The sequence below is a fragment of the Amycolatopsis sp. FU40 genome, from assembly GCF_021903635.1.
Classification (GTDB): Bacteria; Actinomycetota; Actinomycetes; order Mycobacteriales; family Pseudonocardiaceae; genus Amycolatopsis; species Amycolatopsis dendrobii.
Genome location: NZ_CP091381.1, coordinates 1,919,983 through 1,937,431, shown reverse-complemented (window position 1 = coordinate 1,937,431; position 17,449 = coordinate 1,919,983). Strand labels below are relative to the sequence as shown.

Here is a 17,449-nt window from a genome sequence, read left to right as displayed (position 1 = left end):
CGCGGCGCGTGGCATCGTGACCGCATGGATTCCGGCGAACGCCCGGCCTTGCGGCTGGTTCCCGCGCCGGTCGCGGCGCCGTCCGACGCCGGGCCGGTGCTCGGCGCGGTCGAACTGCTCCCCGGACGCGTCCGCGCCGCGCTGCTGGATCTCGCGGGCGGGGTGCGGTGGCGCGCCGAAGCGACCTACGCGCGCACCGCCGCCCCGGCGGGCATCGCGGCCGCGCTCGCCGAAGCGACCCGGTTCCCGACCGCGCCGGCCGCGATCGGCGTCGCCTCCGCCGGGCTGGTCGACGCCGGCTCGGGGACGATCATCGAGGTGCACGAGGTGCCGGCGCTGCACGGCTACCCGATCGCCGAGGTGCTCGGCGGCCTGGCCGGGGTCCCGGTCCACGTCGAGCACCGCGCCCGCTTGCAGGTCCTCGGCGACCGCTGGTTCGGGCCGGGCCAGGGCCGCAGCACGTTCGCGTCGGTCTCGACCGGCGAAGTGCTCGGCGTCGGCCTGCTGTTCGACGGCGAAGTCCTCGCCCCGCCCGGCGGCCGCAGCGGCGCGCACATGACGGTCGCCGCGAGCGGCCGCGAATGCACCTGCGGTGCGCGCGGCTGCTGGAAAACCGTCGCGACCACGCCGTGGCTGCGCGGCGAAGCCCAGCGGCGGGGACTCGCCGCGCGGACCGTGCGCGAACTCGCCGGCGACCCGCTCCTGGACGAGTACGCGGGCAACATCGCGCTCGGACTGGTGAACATCCAGCAGCTTTTCGCCCCGGGTTTGTTCGTCCTGCACGGCGAAGCCGCCGAGGGCGGCGACCCGTTCCGCGCCCGCATCGAGCAGCGGCTGCGCGAGGACTCGTCGTGGGCCACCGGCGCCGAACCGCCGCGGGTGGTCGTGAACGAGAGCCCCGCCGACGACGTCGCCCTTCTCGGCGGCGCCGGTCTGGTCCTGTCGAAGCTCTGAACTCACGAAGCCACCCGCCGGCGGGCTCGCGGGTCCGGGTTCGGCACCGCGTCCAGCAGGGTCCGCGTGTACTCGTGCTCCGGCGCGCGGAACAGCCGGTCCGCCGGGGCGAGCTCCACCACCTGCCCGGCGCGCATCACCGCCACCCGGTCCGCGATCTGCTGCACCACGGCCAGGTTGTGCGACACGAACAGGTACGTCAGCCCGAACCGGCGCTGCAGGTCCGCGAGCAGTTCGAGAACCTGCGCCTGCACCGAGACGTCCAGCGCGCTCGTCGGCTCGTCCAGCACCACCAGCCGCGGCCGCACCGCCAGCGCCCGTGCGACCGAGATCCGCTGGCGCTGCCCGCCGGAGAACTCGTGCGGGTAGCGGTCCTGCATCCGCGGCGAAAGCCCGACGGCGGCGAGCAGCTCGCCGACGCGTTCCCGCAGCTTCGCCCGGCCGCGCCGGCCGCGCATCCCGCGTTCGTGCGTCACCAGCGGTTCGGCCACCACGTCGGTGATCCGCCACCGCGGATTCATGCTGGAGTAGGGATCCTGCAGCACCACCTGCATCTCCCGCCGCGCTTTCCGCAGCTGCGCGGCGGGCATCGCGAACAGGTCCGCGCCGGCGAAGCGCACCGAACCGGCGCTCGGTTCCTCCAGCCGCAGCAGCAGCCGGGTCAGCGTGGTCTTCCCGGAGCCCGATTCCCCTACCACGGCAAGGGTTTCCCCGGTGCGCACGTCGAGATCGACGCCGTCCACCGCGGCCAGCGCGCCGTACTGTTTCCGCAGCCCGCGCATCTCCACGAGGTTCGTCATACCCGCTCCAGTTTCGGCGTCGCACGCAGCAGCTCGCGCGTGTAGTCCTCCTGCGGCTGCTCGAAAACCGGGACCACGTCGCCGGTCTCCACCACCTGTCCCGACCGCAGCACCACGACCCGGTCGGCGACCTCGGCGACGACGCCCAGATCGTGCGTGATGAGCACGATCGCCATGCCGTGCTTGCGCTGCAGGCCGACCAGCAGGTCGAGGATCCGCGCCTGCACGGTCACGTCCAGCGCCGTCGTCGGTTCGTCCGCGATCAGCACCCGCGGCCGTCCGACGAGCGCCATCGCGATCATCACGCGCTGCCGGAGCCCGCCGGAGAGCTGGTGCGGGTACTGGCCGGCGCGTCGCTCGGGATCGGGAATCCCGGCCTCCCGCAACGCTTCCACCGCCGCCGCGCGCGCCCGCGCCCGCGTCGCGCCCTGGTGCCGGCGCAGCACCTCGGCCACCTGCGCGCCGACGCGCTTGACCGGGTTCAGGCTGGTCATCGGGTCCTGGAACACCATAGCGACGTCGTTGCCGCGGATCCGCCGGAGTTCCTTCTCCGGCAAGCGAAGCACGTCGCGTCCGTCGAGACGCACCTCTCCCCCGGCGTACACGCACGGCGGTTCCGGGTTGAGCCGCAGCACCGACAGCGCCGTCGCGGTCTTGCCGCTGCCCGATTCCCCCACCACCGCAAGGGTTTCCCCGGCTTCCACGGCGAAACTCACGCCGTCGGCGGCCACCACGGTCCCGGTCGCGAGGCAGAATTCGATCCGCAGGTCGTCGATCTCCAGCAGAGCGCTCATGAGCGGTACGCCTTCGGGTCCGCGACGTCGCGCAGGACGTCGCCGGTCAGGTTGACAGACAGCGCGGTGAGCATCAGCGCCAGTCCGGGGAACACCGCGACCCACCACGACGTGCCGAGGTACAGCTGGCCGTCGCTGAGCATCCCGCCCCAGGTCACGGTCTGTTTCGGCACGCCGAGGCCGAGGTAGCTCAGCGAGGCCTCGGCCACGATCGCCGCGGCGACGTGCAGCGTGCCGATCGTGGCCAGCGGGGCCAGCACGTTCGGCAGCAGGTGCCGGCGCATGATCGTCCCGCCGCGCACGCCGATCGCCCGCGCCTCGGTGACGAACTCCCTGGTGCGCAAGGAAAGCACCTCGGACCGGATGACCCGGGCGTAGGACACCCAGCCGGTGAAGCCGAGCACCAGCACGACGTACCACAGCCCGGAGCCGAGGAAGCCGACGACGGCGAGCGCGAGCAGGATCGACGGGAACGCGAGCTGGATGTCGGCGATCCGCATGAGGATCCGGTCGAACCAGCCGCCGAGGTAGCCGGCGACCAGCCCGATCGCCGCGCCGACCAGCCCGGCCAGCAGCGCCGCGCACGCGCCCACGAGCAGCGAAACGCGGGCGCCGTAAAAGAGCCGGGACAGGATGTCGCGGCCGAGCTGGTCGGTGCCGAGCAGATGCGCGGACGAGCCGCCGTGCGCCCAGGCCGGCGGATGGAGCCGCACCAAAAGATCTTGCGCGCCCGGATCGTACGGGGCGATCAGCGGCGCGAAGACCGCGACCAGCACCATCAGCGCGAGGACGGTGATCGCGACGACGCCCAGTTTGTTGCGCAGTACCGCACGCACCACGCTGGGCCGGGCGGTCGGGACGGCTGCGGTCACGGCGGTCATGCGGTCACCCGCACCCTCGGATCGAGCAGCGTGTAGGACAGGTCGACAAGCAGGTTCACGACGACGAACGTGGCCGCGAAGAACAGCACGGCCGCTTGCACGAGCGGGAAATCGCGGTTCTGGATGGCCTCGACGGTCAACCGGCCCAGCCCCGGCCAGGAGAACACCTGCTCGGTGAGGATCGCGCCGCCGAGCAGGGTGCCGACCTCGAGCCCGACCACGGTGACCACCGGCAGCGCGGCGTTGCGCAGGCCGTGCGAGAGGACGACTCCCGCGGTGCCGAGGCCTTTGGCCCGGGCGGTGCGGATGAAATCCGAACCGAGCACGTCGATCAGCGACGACCGCAGCAGCCGGGCGATCACCGCGACCGAGTACACCGCGAGCGTGACCGCGGGCAGGATCAGGTGCTCCAGCCCGCCGTACCCGGACGCGGGCAGCACCTGCCACTGCACGGCGAACACCAGGATCAGCAGGATGCCGACCCAGAACGCGGGCGTCGACTGTCCGATGAGGACGCCCGTCATCACGCCGGAATCGCCCGCGCGGCCCCGCCTCGTCGCCGCGTAGGTGCCCGCCGGAACAGCGATCGCCAGCGCGACCAGCAGCGCGGCCCCGGCGAGTTCGAGCGTCGCCGGCACGCGGGAGAACAGGACCTCCGAGACCGGCTGGTCGTACACCAGCGACGTGCCCAGCCGCAGGCGCGGCAGCCCGCCGAGGTAGTCGAGGTATTGCGCGAGCAGCGGCCGGTCCAGGCCGAGGCTCGCCCGCAGGGTCGCTTCCTGGTGCGCGGTCGCGTCCGGCGGCAGGATCAGCTTCACCGGGTCGCCGGAGAGCCGGACGAGGAAAAACGCCGCGGTGGCCACGAAAAACAGCACGACGACGGCGGTCGCCACCTTGGTCGCGACCGCGCGCAGCACGCCGGTCCCGGCCGCGGCCGGACGGGAGACGGGGACGGCCGGGGCGGTCACGAGGCCACCTGCGCCCGGGCCATGGCGAGCAGGCCGACGACGCCCGGCTGCCACCGCGGTCGCGTGTTGACCGCGTAGATCGTGTCGATCTGGTAGAGGAACACGAACGGAGCCTCCTGGTTCAGCAGATGCTGGAGGCCGGTGAACGCGCGCTGCCGGTCGGCGGGCACGAGCGACTGCTCCTCGACGTCCACGAGCCGGTCGGCTTCGGCGTTGCGCCACCGGCTCTGCCTGCGGTCGTGGCGGACGTTGGACTGCACGAGGCTTTCCGCGTCGAGCGTCCAGCCGGTGCTGGCGGCGAGGTAGATCGGGCCGAGCGCGCCGCGGTTGTTCGAGGTCAGCCGGCTGCTGTAGGTGCCGGGGTCGACCAGTTCCACCCGGGCGCGCACCCCGGCGCGGGCGAGCAGGCCGGAGATCGCCTCGGCGGTGTTGGCGTCGGCGGTCTGCGCGGTGAGCGTGGTGTCGAAGCCGTTCGGGAAACCGGCCTCGGCGAGGAGCCGTTTCGCGAGGCCGACGTCGCGGGAGTACGGCCGGATCGACGGGTCGAAGCCGAACGCTTCGCGCGGGAACATCGTCGGCACCTCGCGGGCCTTGCCGTCGAGCACCGCTTTGATCAGCAGCGGCACGTCGACGGCGTGGTTGAGCGCCCGGCGCACGCGCACGTCGCGCAGCGGGCCGGCGGTGGTGTCGAGCGACAGGTACGACGTGCGGATGCCCGGGCAGTGCCGGATCTCGACGCCGCGGTATCCCTGGATCTGCAAGGCGGCATCCGGGGTCAGGTTCGCGACGATGTCGACCTGGTCGCTCTGCAGCGACGCCAGCGCCGACGACGGATCCGGCATCGGCAGGAAGACCAGCTCGTCGAACGCCGGTTTCCCGTCCCAGTACGCGGGATTCGCGCGCATCCGCGTCTGGTGGTCGCGCTGGAACTCGACGAACGTGAACGGCCCGGTGCCGACCGGATGCTTCGCGAAGCCGGCGTTGCCGACCTGCCGGAGGTAGCCCGGGGGCACCACGACCCCGCCGAACAGCGAGACCTTCGCCGGCAGGATCGGGTCCGGTTCGCTGAGGTGCAGGTCGACGGTCAGGTCGTCGGCGACTGTCGCTTTCTTGACGTAGCGCAGCTCGACGATCGGCGATTTCGTCGCCGGGTCCAGCAGCCGCTGCACGCTGAACGCGACCGCGTGCGCGTCGCAGGGCTCGCCGTTGTGGAAGCGCACGCCGGGCCGCAGCCGGAACCGCCAGGTCAGCCGGTCGAGCGGGGACCAGGACAGCGCGAGGCCGGGGGCGAGCTGGTTGCCCGGCCCGCGCGTGGTGAGCGTGTCGAACAGGTTGACCAGCACGTTCATCGAGGTCAGATCGCCCTGTTTCTGCGGGTCCAGCGTCTTCGGGTCGGCGGTCTGGGCGACGCGCAGCACGCGGCCGGGACTGCCCGTCGCGGTGCCGCACGCGGTGAGCGCGGCGGGCAGGGCGACTGCGGGCAGCGTCAGCCCGGCCAGCCGGAGCGCCGTGCGGCGGGACAGGCGGGGAGGTGGGGCCACGGGATCTTCCTTTCCGTGGGGTGACATCTCATTCCGTCAGATGGAACGGGATTGCGCTAAGGTAGGCGGCGTGAAGAACGCTGTCAACGGTTCGTCCGGCACCGGACGGGCCGAGCCCCGCGGTGCCGTCGACAAGGCCCTGGAGGTCCTCGCCGCGCTGTCGCGACCGGGCGGGCCGCACCGGCTCGCCGACCTCGCCGAGGCCTGCGACCTGCCGAAACCGACCACGCACCGGATGCTGCAGACGTTCGCCGAAGCCGGCTTCGCGGCCGGGCTCGGCGGCGGCCGGTACACCGTCGGACCGCGGCTGCTGGGGATGTCGGCGGCGGTGCTCGCGGCGCGTCCGGCGATCCGGCCGATCCTCGCCGACCTGCGGCGGCGGACCGGGCACACCGTCCACTACGCGGTACGGCACGCGGACCGCGCGGTGTACGTGGACAAGCTCGAACCGGACCAGGCGTACCGGCTCAACACCCGTCCTGGCGGCGAGGTTCCCCTCTACTGCACCGGTGTCGGCCGCGCGATCCTTTCCCGGCTGTCGCCGCCGGAAGTCGCGGCCGTGCTCGACGCCGCGCCGCTGCGCGCCCGCACGCCTAAGACAATCACGGACCCGGCGGAAATCCGGGCGTCTCTGACCACTGTGGACACTCTTGGCTACGTCGTCGACGACGAGCAGCACGAACAGCACGTCCGTTGTGTCGCCGCTCCCGTGCTGGCCGCGGACGGACAGGTGGCGGGTGCGGTCAGCGTGGCCGGGTTGACGTTCACCTTGCCGCCCGACAGTTTCCCGACGCTCGGTCCGCTCGTCGCCGAGGCGGCGAACCGGGTTTCGGCGGCGCTGAGCAGTGCGCCGGTCCGGCTGGCGCCCGATGAGGACTGAGCTGGCGGAGATCTTGGCGCGCGGCCGGGAGAATCGCGTCTATTCCGCCGCCGCGTGGTCGGTCGGCACCGCGGACGGCGTGCTCGACCGGGGTCTGCTCGGCACGCTCTGGCGGGACGGCCCCGCGGTCGCCGAGAACAGCCGATGGGATCTGGCTTCGGTGACCAAACCGGTCATCGGGATGGTCGTCGGCGCGCTCGCCGACCGCGGCTCGTTGTCCTTCGACGATCCCGTTTCCCGGCACCTGCCGTCGTACCCCGCCGAGATCACGGTCCGGCAGCTGCTGACGCACACGTCCGGGCTTCCGGGCGGAACTCCGTTGTGGCGCACCCATTCCACCCGTTCGGACCTGCTCGAAGCCATCCGCGTCGGACCGCGCCGCACGGACGGCCAGGTCGAATACTCGTCGCAGGGCTTCATCCTGCTCGGCCTGGTCGCCGAAGCCGCCGGACGCGCACCGCTGGACCAGCTCGTCGCCGACCTGGTCAGCAAGCCGGCCGGCCTCGCGGCGACCGGCTTCGGGCCGGTGCCGGACGCTGTCGCTACGGAGGACTGCCCGTGGCGCGGCCACGTCGTCCGCGGCGAGGTGCACGACGAGAACGCCGTGGTGCTGGGCGGAATCTGCGGCCACGCCGGGCTGTTCTCCACCCTGTCCGATATGGAGCGCTGGGCACAGCTTCTCGCCGCGGGCGCCGCTCCCCTGCTCAAACCCGGGACGCACGCGGAAATGATCGCCTGCCAGACCCCCGGGCTGAACCCGCGCCGCGGTCTCGCCTGGCAGTGCCTGGACGTGCCCGGCTCCCCGGTGGGCACCGAGCTGGCACGGGATTCGTACGGGCACACGGGATTCACCGGAACCAGTGTGTGGTTCGAACCCGGCCGGGGCCGGTACTACGTGCTCCTCACCAACCGGGTCCACCCCACCCGCACGACGCCCGGAATCGAAATCGTGCGCCGAGAATTCCACTCCGCGGCTGTGCGGCTGTAGAGCGGAACCCAGTCAACCGGCCGGGTCGTCGGTGTTCGCCAGCGTTTCCGCCATGCGTTCGGCGAGGCGCAGTGCCCGGCGGTCGTCGAACCGTGCTCCTTGGACGGTCAGCCCGACCGGAAGACCTTCCGCGGGGATGGCCAGCGGGAAGGTGACCATGGGCGCCCCGAGCATCGCGCCCGGCGTTGTGTTCCGGGTGTACAGCTCGAAAGCGTCGATGCGGCTGCCCAGATGCTCCACCGGCCCGTCGCTGTCGGCGGGCGGTGCTGGCGCGGGCGTGGCGGGAAATGCGAGCGCGTCGAGTGCGTGCTTGCGCAGCAGTTCCGCGTAGCACGCTCGCGCTTGCTCGGTTTGCTGCTGGGCTATCGCGTACGCGTCGGGCGGCACCGGGGACTCCAGCTCCGCTTCCAGGATCTGCCGGACATCAGGACTGCGCACCTCCGCGGCCAGCCGGGCGAACGCCTGCTCCGCGTTCAGGCCCAGGGCCCGGGCGGCGACGTCGCCGAGCAGCCGGCGGGCTTCCCAGCAGACGATCGGCATAGCCGCCGCACGGGTCAGCTCCCACACCTCCGAAAGCGTCACCGGCACCAGCTCGACAGTGTCCGCGAGCGCGTCCAAGGCCGAATCGACCGCCGCTTGCGTACTGGGGTGCAGCTCGCGGACCAGTTCCGCGGGCACTCCGATCCGCGGCCGCGAAGCGTCCTCGGCCGTCGCTCCGCCGAGCATCGCCAGGTCGAGCTCGGCGAGGCGCCGCACCGACCGCGCGAAGACCCCGGGGGCGTCCCGCGTCCACGACAGGCCGACGATGCCCGCGGTCGGCCAGCGTCCGGTGCTGGGACGGAACCCGGCGACCCCGCACAGACTGGCCGGGATCGAGATCGAGCCCCCGGTGTCCGTGCCCAGCGCGACCTCGGCATGGCCGCGCGCGACGACCGCGGCGCTGCCGCCCGAGGAACCCCCTGCCAGACGATCCGGACGGCCGGGCAAGCGCACCGCGCCATAAGACGCGTTCCGGGAAGTGATCCCGAAGGCGAGTTCGTGCATGTTCGCCATGCCTACGACCACCGCGCCGGAGCGGCGCAGCAGCGCGACAACTGGGGCGTCCGCCTCCTCCGGCCCGAGGTCCAGCAGCTCGCACCCCGCAGACCGGCGCAGTCCGCGCACCGCGATATTCGCTTTCACCGCGAGCGGATACGGCTTCCCGCCCGCCAACGGCGACTGGGCGGCGATTTCCTCGGCAGTGCAGGTTTGCGTCCACTCCCCTGGTTCCGGTCGTTCGACCGGGTCCAGGACGGAAGCGCGGGCGAGGGCGGCGGAAAGCGGCATCCGGGGCTCCTTTGCGGCGAATGAGGCTTGTCCGGAAGTCTCGGCCCGCCGGGTGTTCGCCGCCATCGTCAATTCTGATGATGGCGGAGGTGATACGCCGCCAGCGCAGCGCGGTTGGGCGCGCCGGTCTTGGCGAACGCGTTGCTCAGGTGCGTCCGCAAGGTCGGCGGCGCGATGCCGAGAGCCGCGGCGATCTGCTTGTCGCTGTACCCGTCCGCGACCAGCGCAGCCACCTGGGCTTCGCGCCGGGACAGCGGCTTCTGCCCGGACGGAGCCTCCCGGGGCCAGACCCGGGCGACCAGGTCCCCGAAAGACCGGAACACCCGCGCGTCCGCCTCGGTGAACGCGCGGCCGTCACGTCCCCGCCACACCCGCAGATCCACCGAACCGGGACCGGCGCCGGCCGGGAAGTAGTTCATGCCGTGGTACATGCCGCCGCGATGCAGGAAGTCCTGGACGAACTCCGCGCAGACCCCGGTGCCCGGACTGACTCGCGAAGCGCTCCCCCGCGCGAAAAGCCCCGGGGTCAGGTCGTCAACGTGCCGGAAATGCCGGTGGTAGGCGCGAAGCGCGTCGTCGCCGAGGTCAAGCTGAACCGGGTCGGCGTACGGCCCGGACGCATCGCAGACGAAGGAGGCGAAGACGTCCGCCCTCAGCATGCGGCGCAGGACCTCGCCCAACTGGAGGCGCTTCGTCTTCTGTGGCGAGTCCGAGAGGACGACATCGATCGCTTCGCACGTCAGTGCGTACTCCTGGCCCATACTGCCTCGCTCCGGTGCGGGGTAGCGAGCGCGACGCCGGCACCGCTCCGTCGGCTCCTTGCTCGCCCGAGAGTGTACGGGGCCGCCGATGCCGCCCTACCTCCTCGCCAGATCCAGGTTCTTCGTCTCCCGGAACGCGAACCTGACCACCAGCGCGGAAACCACCGCGATCGCCATCAGATAGCAGCCCGGAGCCAGCGAACTGCCGGTGAGAGACACCAGCCAGGTGGCCGCGAACGGGGCTGTCCCGCCGAAGAGCACGTACGCCGCGGTGTAGCCGATCGCCGAGCCGCTGGCGCGAACCGGGCCCGGGAACATCTCCACCATCGCCGGCACGTTCGACGTCCCGATCACCGCGACCAGCACCGCCAGCACCGTGGTTCCCGCGAGCGCCCCGGCGAATCCGGTACGCATCAGCACGAACGCGGGAAGGGTGCAGACCACGAATCCGAGGCACGCCGCCAGCAGCATCCGTTTGCGTCCGAACCGGTCGCTCGCCGAAGCCATGAGAGGGCAGGCAAGGCTGTAGCAGACCATCGATACCACGCTGGCGGTCAGCGCCTGCGTGCGCGAGTAACGCAGTTCGTCGGCCATGTAGCTGATCAGGTAGCTGCTCATCAAGTAGTACGCGATCGCGTTGGTGATGCTGTAGCCGAAGAGCGTGCAGATCTGGCGCTTGTGCGAGCGGACCGCGTCGCGCAATGGCTTGCGCTGCACGGACTCCTCCCGTGCCAGTGCCCGGAACACCGGGCTGTCCTCGACCCTCCGCCGCAGGTACAGCCCGATCAAGCCGAGCGGGCCGGCCAGCAGGAACGGCACCCGCCAGCCCCACGTGTGCAGCGCGTCCGCCGAAAGCGTCGAGGTCAGCAGCACGCCGACGGCCGAGCCGGCGACGCTGGCCAGGCCGACGGTCGCGGGCACCGCGCTGGCGAACCGGGCGCGCCGGCCGTCGGGAGCGTGCTCCATGATGAACGCCGACGCGCCGGTGTACTCGCCGCCGGTGGAAAATCCCTGCGCCGTCCGCAACGCGAACAGCAGAATCGGCGCGGCCACCCCGATCGCGGAGTACGTCGGCAGGACACCCATCAGGAACGTCGCGCCGCTCATCACCAGCACGCTCAGCGCGAGCATCCGGTTGCGGCCGATCCGGTCGCCGTAGTGCCCGAAGAACGCCGCGCCGAGCGGCCGCGCCACGAATCCGCCCGCGAAGATCGCCCACGTCGCCAGCAGCGCCGCGGTCTGGTCGTGCCGGGGGAAGAACTCCGCGGCGATGGTCGAGGACATGGTCGCGTAGGCCGCGGAGTCGAACCATTCGGTGAAATTGCCGATGGCCGACGCGAGCACGATTTTCCGCCTGCCGGCGCGAGCGGCCGCGGGCTGTTCCGTCCGGACGGTCATGGCCGTCTCCTCCTCACTGCGCGCCGGGAGCGCGGTCGCGCCCCCGGAGATCGGCCCGGCGGATCTTGCCGGTGGCGGAGCGGGGCAGCACGTCCACGAACTCGATGTGGCGAGGGTAGGCGAACCGCGAATAGCGTTCCTTGGCGAAGGCGCGGAGTTCGTCGGCGAGCGCGTCGCCGGGTTCGTGCCCCGGCGCGGTCTGCACCCACGCCTTGACCGCCTGGCCGCGCACCGGGTCCGGCACGCCGACCACTCCGGCGTCGGCCACCGCCGGATGCGCGCGCAACGCGTGCTCCACCTCGAACGGGCTGACCCGGTAGCCGGACGTCTTGATCACGTCGTCGATGCGGCCGAGGAACCAGAAGTAGCCGTCCTCGTCGGCGAACGCCTGGTCGCTGGTGTGGTACCAGCGGCCGCCGAACACCGCCGCCGAGTCCTCCGGCCGGTTCCAGTACCCCAGCGGGTACTGCGGGTTCGACCGCGCGCGCAGGCAGATCTCGCCGGCCTCGCCGACGGGCACCGGCTGTTCGTCCGCGTCGAGCAAGGCGACGTCCCAGCCCGGCAGCGGCCTGCCCATCGAACCCGGTTTCACCGCCACGCCGGGAAAATTGCCGACCAGCGGATACGACTCGGTCGAGCCGTAGTAGTCCAGCAGCGGAACGCCGAACTGCTCGGTGAACCACGCGAGGAGATCCGCGGTCAGCGGTTCGTTCGACGAGCACGCCACCCGCAGCTTCTGCGGGTAGCGCAGGCCCGCGTCCGGCACGTCGGCGGCCATCTTGCGCAGCAGCGTCGGATTCACCAGCGCGGTCGTGACCGCGTTGCGGGACATGGCGTCCAGCAGGCCGGCCGCGTCGAACCCGCTCGCCGGACGGTAGACCAGATGCGTCGCGCCCGCCCGCAGCGGGCCGAGCAGCTTCGCCATCGACCACGCCCAATCGCCCGCCCCGTAGAAGACATCGCCGGGACGGAGGTCGTGGCAGTACCGGAACTCGTTGTGCCCCAGCAAGGTCCGGTGGGCGTGCACGATCCCCTTGGCCTGGCCGGTGGTGCCCGAGGTGTAGAAGATCAGCGCCGGATCGTCGGCCGCGGTGTCCGCCGTGGCGAAGACCGGCGGCAGCTCGTCGATCGCCGGATCGTCCACGTCCACGACGTGCCCGGCGAACTCGCCCGCCCGGCCCAGCTCGGCGCGCTCGGTGACCAGCACGGTCGCGCCCGAGTCGGCCAGCCGGTAGCGGATCGGGTCGTCCGCCCACAGCAGGGACATGGTCACCAGGATCGCGCCGGTGCGCAGCACGCCCAGGTAAGCCGCCGGGGTGTCCGGCCGCTGCGGGAGCAGGACCGCGACCCGGTCCCCTGGCCGCACCCCGAGATTCCCCAGGTGCGCGGCGATCCGGCGCGAGCGGTCCTGCACCTCGCCCCACGCCACCTCGCGGTGCGTGCCGGCGTGGTCCTCGAAGATCAGCGCCACGGCGGCCCGGTCGTGCCGGTCGGCCACGTCGGCGGCCATGTTGTAGCGGTCCGGGACGTCCCAGCGTTGCCCCTCGAACAGTTCCTCGTAGCTCATCCCGCCGCCTTCAGCGCCGCTTGCCGGACAGGAAACGCGCCATTTCGCGCTGCGGCTCCCCCGTCGCGTAGGCGTCCGCGTGGATCTTCTTCGCCGCGATCACCGCCTCGGCCAGCGCGTCGTCGTCCAGCTCGCGAAGCCGGGCCTTCGTCAGAGCGACCGCGCCGGGCGGCAGCTCGGCGATCGCGCGCGCCTGGGCGACGGCCGCGTCCAGGACCTCGTCCTCGGGGACCAGCCGGGTGAGCAGGCCGAGGCGCTGCGCTTCTTCCGCGTCGACGAGCCGCGCGGTCAGGACGAGTTCAGTCGTCTTCGCGCGGCCGAGGATCTCCCACATCGCCCAGATCCCGGTGATGCTGGGGATCCCGGAGGCGACCTCGGGCTGCCCCATCGTGACCCCGGCGTGCCCGATGCGCAGGTCGGCGAGCAGCGCGTACTGGAACCCGGAGCCGGCGACGACCCCGTTGACCGCGGCGACGGTCGGCTTGCGCAGTTCCCGCACCGTGCGGAACAACCGGTCGAAGTCGTCGATCCAGGCCTCCGCGGCGGCGTGGTCGCCGGGGTCGATCGCGGCGGTCTCCTCCAGGTCCTGGCCCGCGCAGAACGCCCGCCCGGCCCCGGTGAGCACCACCCCGCGGCAGCCCGGGTCCCGGTCCGCCTCGCGCAAGAGCCCGATCAGCCGCTCCCGCATCGCGTGGGTCCACGCGTTGAGCTTCTCCGGCCGGTTCAGCGTCAGGACGGCGATCTCGTCCCTGCGCTCGAGCAATACGGTTTCGGTCATGTCCGGCGTGCCTCCGTTCGTCGTCCCCGTCGCGGACAAGAAGAACAGGCGGCGGACCGCGGTGGCCAACACCAAGTACGACCTCCCGCGATATCGGGTTGATATGGTGCCGCGGATGGAGCTGCGGCATCTGCGGTACTTCGTCGTCCTGAGCGAGGAACTCCACTTCGGCCGGGCCGCGGCCAGGCTGCACATGGCGCAACCGCCGCTGTCCCAACGCATCCGCGATCTCGAGCGGGAACTGGGCGTCGAACTGTTCCACCGCGGGCGCGGCGGAGTGCGGCTCACCGAAGCGGGCGCTCTGCTGCTGGAACACACGCGGCCGGTGCTCGACGGCGTCGACCGGGCGCGCGAGGCGATGCGCCGGATCCTCCCGGGCACGGCGGGCACGCTGCGCGCGGGAATCCCGCCGGACACCGCGCCGGAGGTCCTGCGCACGATCGCCGCCCGCTTCGCCGCACAGGCCCCGGACGTGCTGCTGGAGCTGCACGAAGTCAGCACCGACGAACAGATCGCGCAACTGCGGGAGGGCACGCTCGACGTCGGGATCGTGCGGCACCCGTCCGACACGGTCGGACTGGAATCAGGGCCGGTGCTGTCGCGGCGGCTCGGAGTGGTGCTGCCGGCCGAACACCGGCTCGCCGGATCGGAACTGGTCCGGCTGCGCGATCTCCACGGCGTCCCGCTCGTCGTCTTCCGGCGCGAAATGGCGCCGCGGCTCTACGATCACATCCTCGCGATCTGCCGCGACAACGGCTTCCTCCCCGGCGCGATCCGGCACGCGCGCAACCCGAACTTCACCCACGGGCTGGTCCTCGCCGGAATGGGCGTCCACTTCAACGAAGAGCACCCGCTGCCCGCCGGGCTGACCTGGCGCCCCCTCGACGAGGACCGGCTGCGCTGGTCCAGTTCGGTCGTGTGGGTGCCGACGCGCGCGAACGACGTCATCGCCGGATTCGCCGCGGCGGCGGAGGAAGCTCTTCGCACTGCCGGGCACACTCTGTCTATTGTGGACTGATGGGGGGGCGCGTGCCGCTCAGGGGCGGGGCAGCGGAAAACTGCCGGTGATTCCCGATCGGTGTCACGCGGTTCCGCGGCGCGCACTGACCGCACAGCATGCCGCAGCTTTCGATCATGGGCGATCCTTCAGCGGCCGGGGTGCACAGCGAGACAGAGCAGGGCTTGCGAACGTGCGGCCGTCCCGCGTGGCCGTGGCGGTGAGCGCGGTGGCGCATGCCCACCGGTGGCGGGCCAGGGCGATAGCCGCGTTCGCGTCGGGGTAGGGAGCGGTCGCGCCGAGCAGCGCGCTGGCCGCGAGTAGCGCATCCGGGTCGAGGATTCGTGCGGGCACGTTCGCTGCTTCAGCGATTCGGCGGTTCAGCTCCCGAAGCGCCGCATCGCGGACCGACATCAGGCATCTCCTCTCAGCAGTCCCTGACGGACCACCGGCACCAGGAGAAATTCACCTGCCTCGGCTGAGCACCCTGACCGGCGCTAACGCTTGACAAACCGCGACCAGCAACGGAAACCGCTCTGCATACGCAGCAATACCGGTTTTCCAGCCGGACCTGAATCAGCGCCCCGCACGCGGAGCGCGCGGGAATGCCGTCGGGAGGACTGTCTCCAGCACCTCCCGACGGCAGCCTCAGGTCAGGACTTGGGCAGCGTCACGCCATACCTCTTGGCCGACAGCGTCGCCGGGAAGAAGCACGACGTCTGGGTGTCTCCGCCGGAGAGGGTGCCGAGGCCCTTGCCTCCGTCGTAGGCCGGGCCGCCGGAGTCGCCGTGGTCGGAGTGGGCGGTCGTGCAGAACTCGTGGTAGACCGTGTAACCCTCGGCTTCGAAGGTGTAGTCGACCTTGGTGACCTTGCCTTCCGTCACGCCGGAGGTGATCCCGGCGCGCTTCATCTGCTCGCCCACCGTCGCGTCGGCGAACTCGGTGATCTTGGTGCCGTCGTTGATCTCGCTCGGACCCTCGCCCGAAGCGTTCTCCACGAGCATGTTGTCTTCGTCGGGGAACACCGCGTCGACGGTCTTGCCGTCGTTCCACGGACCGCCGCCGCCGAGTTTCTCGCAGTGGCCTGCGGACAGGAGCAGCTTCTTGCCGTCCTTCTCCACGTTGAACCCGTTGGAGCAGGACGCTTGGCCGTTGCTGATCTTGTCGCCGCCCTTGATGAACAACGACATCGCACCGGGATGGTGTTCGACGCGGACCATGTCGCCGTACTGGCGGGCGGTCTCGACCAGCGCGTCCTTCTGCGCCTTCGGGGTGGCGTCGTAAACGTCGACGATGACCTGGTTCCGGGCGAGGTCGAGGCCCCAGCCGGCGCTGGGCACGCCGCCGGTGGCGTCCAGGTGCTGTTTGACTGAGCCGAGCTGGCCCAGGCTGTACTTCACCACCTTCGCGTTCAGGCCGGACGCGCGCACCTTGGCCGCGTCGGCGTTGTTCAGCACAGTGACGACCGAAGCGCCGCTGTCGTCGAGGTAGTGCCCGCCGGTGGCGGAGCCCAGGCTGTTCATGACCGCGGCCGGTGTCGCCGCCGCGGACGCTGCGGGCACGGTGGTCACGGAAAGGGCCAGCGCGCCGAACGAACCGATGGCGAGAGCGCTCAGCCTGAAACGTGTCGATCGCATGTGTTTCCTCCTGCGCGGAAGGGGGAGAAAGGACGTGCACCGAACGGGAAGCCCGGATTCGGTGCTGTGCTCGGCTGACTGCGGAGGCATCTCCTCCCTGGCGCGTCGGGTGACCGGATCGGGACCATGAGCCTCCAGTTCGGGCGGTCCGGACCGTCTCTTCGTTGAAACGGAACGTGATCAACCTCAGGTTTGTGATTCTCGAACAGCTTCAGGGCGGCGCGACACCGACGAAGGTAGGTTCACGTTTGCCGCAATCCCGCACCCGAACGGCGGAGCGACGGTGACGAGCGCAGCCCGGCAGCTGCCGCCGTGCTCGGCCGGCAGCCTACCCGAGTGTCCACTTGGGACACTCGGGTAGGCTGCGCCGGCGCACGGCCGTCGAGAGGAATCGCGATGCCGACAGACGAGGACCAGCTCAGCACCTACGTCGCCATCCGGGAAGGTGCCGCAGACCGGCTGTCAGAGTTGCTGCGGGCGGATCCCGAACTGGCCACCTGCCGGCTGGGCGGCCCGGCCCGCGGGCGCACGCCGCTGCACGTCGTCAGCGACTGGCCGGGCTACTTCCCCAACGGGCCGCTCGTCGCCGAACTGTTGATCGCCTCGGGAGCCGACGTCGACGCGCGTCCGGACGGCGGGGAGTCTCCGCTGCACTGGACGGCCAGCAGCGACGACGCCGCCGTCGCCCGGGTGCTGATCGACGCGGGCGCGGACATCGAGGCGCCCGGCGGATCGATCGGCACGCCGCTCGACAACGCGATCGGCTACGCCTGCTGGAATGTCGCACGCCTGCTCGTGGAACGGGGCGCGCGGGTCGAGAAGCTCTGGCACGCGGCCGCGCTCGGCTTGCTCGACCGGATGGAAGAGCTGGTTGCCGACAGCGCACCGGCGCAGGAGGCGCTCGATCAGGCGTTGTGGCACGCCTGCGCGGGCGGACAGCGACGAGCAGCCGAACGCCTGATCGGACTCGGCGCCGACGTGACGTGCACGCCCGAATACGGCCGCGGCACCCTGATCGACGCGGCTGCAAGCGACGGCACTCAACGCGCGAACCTGATCGAGTGGCTGACCGGACTGGGTTTGCGCGCCTCCGCCGACACCGTGGACTGACTCCCGGGCTAGCCGGACCGCCTGGCACTTGACCGAAAGAACGTTAAACGCGCGACTCGCCGTTCTTCA

17 protein-coding genes are annotated in these 17,449 nt (G+C 71.4%); 5 read left to right on the top strand and 12 right to left on the bottom strand.

What is annotated here, in order from left to right; genetic code table 11:
- The first annotated feature begins 24 nt into the window (after nt 1-24).
- Nucleotides 25-954: an ROK family protein gene (locus tag L3Q65_RS09820; RefSeq protein WP_220508213.1), complete on the top strand. Its 930-nt coding sequence runs from the start codon at nt 25-27 to the stop codon at nt 952-954.
- A gap of 2 nt (nt 955-956) precedes the next feature.
- Here L3Q65_RS09820 and L3Q65_RS09815 read toward each other — a convergent pair whose 3' ends face one another.
- The 5 genes from L3Q65_RS09815 to L3Q65_RS09795 are packed head-to-tail and all read right to left on the bottom strand — an operon-like array spanning nt 957 to nt 5,938.
- Nucleotides 957-1,754 carry an ATP-binding cassette domain-containing protein gene (locus L3Q65_RS09815; protein ID WP_182894911.1) on the bottom strand — a complete coding sequence of 266 codons (798 nt, stop codon included), beginning with the start codon at nt 1,752-1,754 and terminating at the stop codon, nt 957-959.
- Nucleotides 1,751-2,548 (bottom strand): ABC transporter ATP-binding protein, encoded by a 798-nt coding sequence (locus tag L3Q65_RS09810; protein WP_237599398.1) that lies wholly within the window; start codon nt 2,546-2,548, stop codon nt 1,751-1,753. Before L3Q65_RS09810 ends, L3Q65_RS09815 begins: the two co-directional genes overlap by 4 nt.
- Nucleotides 2,545-3,429, bottom strand: a complete 885-nt coding sequence (locus tag L3Q65_RS09805) for an ABC transporter permease (RefSeq protein WP_182894913.1) — start codon at nt 3,427-3,429, stop codon at nt 2,545-2,547. Before L3Q65_RS09805 ends, L3Q65_RS09810 begins: the two co-directional genes overlap by 4 nt.
- Entirely contained in the window at nt 3,426-4,397 is a 972-nt protein-coding gene (locus L3Q65_RS09800; RefSeq protein ID WP_182894914.1) for an ABC transporter permease, read from the bottom strand. Before L3Q65_RS09800 ends, L3Q65_RS09805 begins: the two co-directional genes overlap by 4 nt.
- Complete coding sequence (locus L3Q65_RS09795; RefSeq protein ID WP_237599397.1) at nt 4,394-5,938, bottom strand: ABC transporter substrate-binding protein; 1,545 nt, start codon at nt 5,936-5,938, stop codon at nt 4,394-4,396. Before L3Q65_RS09795 ends, L3Q65_RS09800 begins: the two co-directional genes overlap by 4 nt.
- A 70-nt stretch (nt 5,939-6,008) precedes the next feature.
- Here L3Q65_RS09795 and L3Q65_RS09790 point away from each other — a divergent pair, with 70 nt between their 5' ends.
- Nucleotides 6,009-6,818, top strand: a complete 810-nt coding sequence (locus L3Q65_RS09790; RefSeq protein WP_182894916.1) for an IclR family transcriptional regulator — start codon at nt 6,009-6,011, stop codon at nt 6,816-6,818.
- Nucleotides 6,808-7,806: a serine hydrolase gene (locus L3Q65_RS09785; RefSeq protein WP_237599396.1), complete on the top strand. Its 999-nt coding sequence runs from the start codon at nt 6,808-6,810 to the stop codon at nt 7,804-7,806. The genes L3Q65_RS09790 and L3Q65_RS09785 overlap by 11 nt, the downstream gene beginning before the upstream one ends.
- 12 nt (nt 7,807-7,818) lie before the next feature.
- Here the strand turns inward: L3Q65_RS09785 and L3Q65_RS09780 are convergent, their stop codons facing one another.
- The 5 genes from L3Q65_RS09780 to L3Q65_RS09760 all read right to left on the bottom strand — a co-directional run bounded on the left by L3Q65_RS09780 (nt 7,819) and on the right by L3Q65_RS09760 (nt 13,636).
- Nucleotides 7,819-9,132: an amidase family protein gene (locus tag L3Q65_RS09780; protein WP_182894918.1), complete on the bottom strand. Its 1,314-nt coding sequence runs from the start codon at nt 9,130-9,132 to the stop codon at nt 7,819-7,821.
- A gap of 68 nt (nt 9,133-9,200) precedes the next feature.
- Nucleotides 9,201-9,893 (bottom strand): helix-turn-helix transcriptional regulator, encoded by a 693-nt coding sequence (locus tag L3Q65_RS09775; protein ID WP_182894919.1) that lies wholly within the window; start codon nt 9,891-9,893, stop codon nt 9,201-9,203.
- A gap of 96 nt (nt 9,894-9,989) precedes the next feature.
- The gene (locus L3Q65_RS09770) at nt 9,990-11,291 is read right to left on the bottom strand and encodes an MFS transporter (protein ID WP_182894920.1); all 1,302 of its coding nucleotides are present in this window, start codon (nt 11,289-11,291) and stop codon (nt 9,990-9,992) included.
- A gap of 13 nt (nt 11,292-11,304) precedes the next feature.
- Nucleotides 11,305-12,858 carry an acyl-CoA synthetase gene (locus L3Q65_RS09765; protein WP_182894921.1) on the bottom strand — a complete coding sequence of 518 codons (1,554 nt, stop codon included), beginning with the start codon at nt 12,856-12,858 and terminating at the stop codon, nt 11,305-11,307.
- Nucleotides 12,859-12,868: 10 nt separating this feature from the next.
- On the bottom strand, nt 12,869-13,636 hold the full coding sequence (locus L3Q65_RS09760; RefSeq protein WP_182894922.1) for an enoyl-CoA hydratase/isomerase family protein: 768 nt from the start codon (nt 13,634-13,636) through the stop codon (nt 12,869-12,871).
- Here L3Q65_RS09760 and L3Q65_RS09755 point away from each other — a divergent pair.
- A complete protein-coding gene (locus tag L3Q65_RS09755; protein WP_237599395.1) occupies nt 13,635-14,654 on the top strand; it encodes a LysR family transcriptional regulator in 1,020 nt (339 codons plus the stop codon). The two genes, L3Q65_RS09760 and L3Q65_RS09755, sit on opposite strands and share 2 nt — an antisense overlap.
- 114 nt (nt 14,655-14,768) lie before the next feature.
- Here L3Q65_RS09755 and L3Q65_RS09750 read toward each other — a convergent pair whose 3' ends face one another.
- Both L3Q65_RS09750 and L3Q65_RS09745 read right to left on the bottom strand, forming a co-directional pair.
- Entirely contained in the window at nt 14,769-15,047 is a 279-nt protein-coding gene (locus tag L3Q65_RS09750; RefSeq protein ID WP_237599394.1) for a hypothetical protein, read from the bottom strand.
- A 239-nt stretch (nt 15,048-15,286) separates the two neighbouring features.
- A complete protein-coding gene (locus L3Q65_RS09745) occupies nt 15,287-16,270 on the bottom strand; it encodes a S1 family peptidase (protein WP_182894924.1) in 984 nt (327 codons plus the stop codon).
- A gap of 396 nt (nt 16,271-16,666) precedes the next feature.
- Between L3Q65_RS09745 and L3Q65_RS09740 the strand changes: the two genes are divergently transcribed.
- Nucleotides 16,667-17,380, top strand: coding sequence for an ankyrin repeat domain-containing protein (locus L3Q65_RS09740; protein WP_237599393.1), 714 nt, complete (start codon nt 16,667-16,669; stop codon nt 17,378-17,380).
- Nucleotides 17,381-17,449 lie beyond the last annotated feature (69 nt).

What these genes read in the sequence shown, in the direction of transcription:
- L3Q65_RS09820 (WP_220508213.1), top strand. Translation starts at nt 25, where the DNA reads ATGGATTCCGGCGAACGCCCGGCCTTGCGGCTGGTTCCCGCGCCGGTC.
- L3Q65_RS09815 (WP_182894911.1), bottom strand. Translation starts at nt 1,754, where the DNA reads ATGACGAACCTCGTGGAGATGCGCGGGCTGCGGAAACAGTACGGCGCG.
- L3Q65_RS09810 (WP_237599398.1), bottom strand. Translation starts at nt 2,548, where the DNA reads ATGAGCGCTCTGCTGGAGATCGACGACCTGCGGATCGAATTCTGCCTC.
- L3Q65_RS09805 (WP_182894913.1), bottom strand. Translation starts at nt 3,429, where the DNA reads ATGACCGCCGTGACCGCAGCCGTCCCGACCGCCCGGCCCAGCGTGGTG.
- L3Q65_RS09785 (WP_237599396.1), top strand. Translation starts at nt 6,808, where the DNA reads ATGAGGACTGAGCTGGCGGAGATCTTGGCGCGCGGCCGGGAGAATCGC.
- L3Q65_RS09780 (WP_182894918.1), bottom strand. Translation starts at nt 9,132, where the DNA reads ATGCCGCTTTCCGCCGCCCTCGCCCGCGCTTCCGTCCTGGACCCGGTC.
- L3Q65_RS09775 (WP_182894919.1), bottom strand. Translation starts at nt 9,893, where the DNA reads ATGGGCCAGGAGTACGCACTGACGTGCGAAGCGATCGATGTCGTCCTC.
- L3Q65_RS09770 (WP_182894920.1), bottom strand. Translation starts at nt 11,291, where the DNA reads ATGACCGTCCGGACGGAACAGCCCGCGGCCGCTCGCGCCGGCAGGCGG.
- L3Q65_RS09765 (WP_182894921.1), bottom strand. Translation starts at nt 12,858, where the DNA reads ATGAGCTACGAGGAACTGTTCGAGGGGCAACGCTGGGACGTCCCGGAC.
- L3Q65_RS09755 (WP_237599395.1), top strand. Translation starts at nt 13,635, where the DNA reads ATGTCCGGCGTGCCTCCGTTCGTCGTCCCCGTCGCGGACAAGAAGAAC.
- L3Q65_RS09760 (WP_182894922.1), bottom strand. Translation starts at nt 13,636, where the DNA reads ATGACCGAAACCGTATTGCTCGAGCGCAGGGACGAGATCGCCGTCCTG.
- L3Q65_RS09750 (WP_237599394.1), bottom strand. Translation starts at nt 15,047, where the DNA reads ATGTCGGTCCGCGATGCGGCGCTTCGGGAGCTGAACCGCCGAATCGCT.
- L3Q65_RS09745 (WP_182894924.1), bottom strand. Translation starts at nt 16,270, where the DNA reads ATGCGATCGACACGTTTCAGGCTGAGCGCTCTCGCCATCGGTTCGTTC.
- L3Q65_RS09740 (WP_237599393.1), top strand. Translation starts at nt 16,667, where the DNA reads ATGCCGACAGACGAGGACCAGCTCAGCACCTACGTCGCCATCCGGGAA.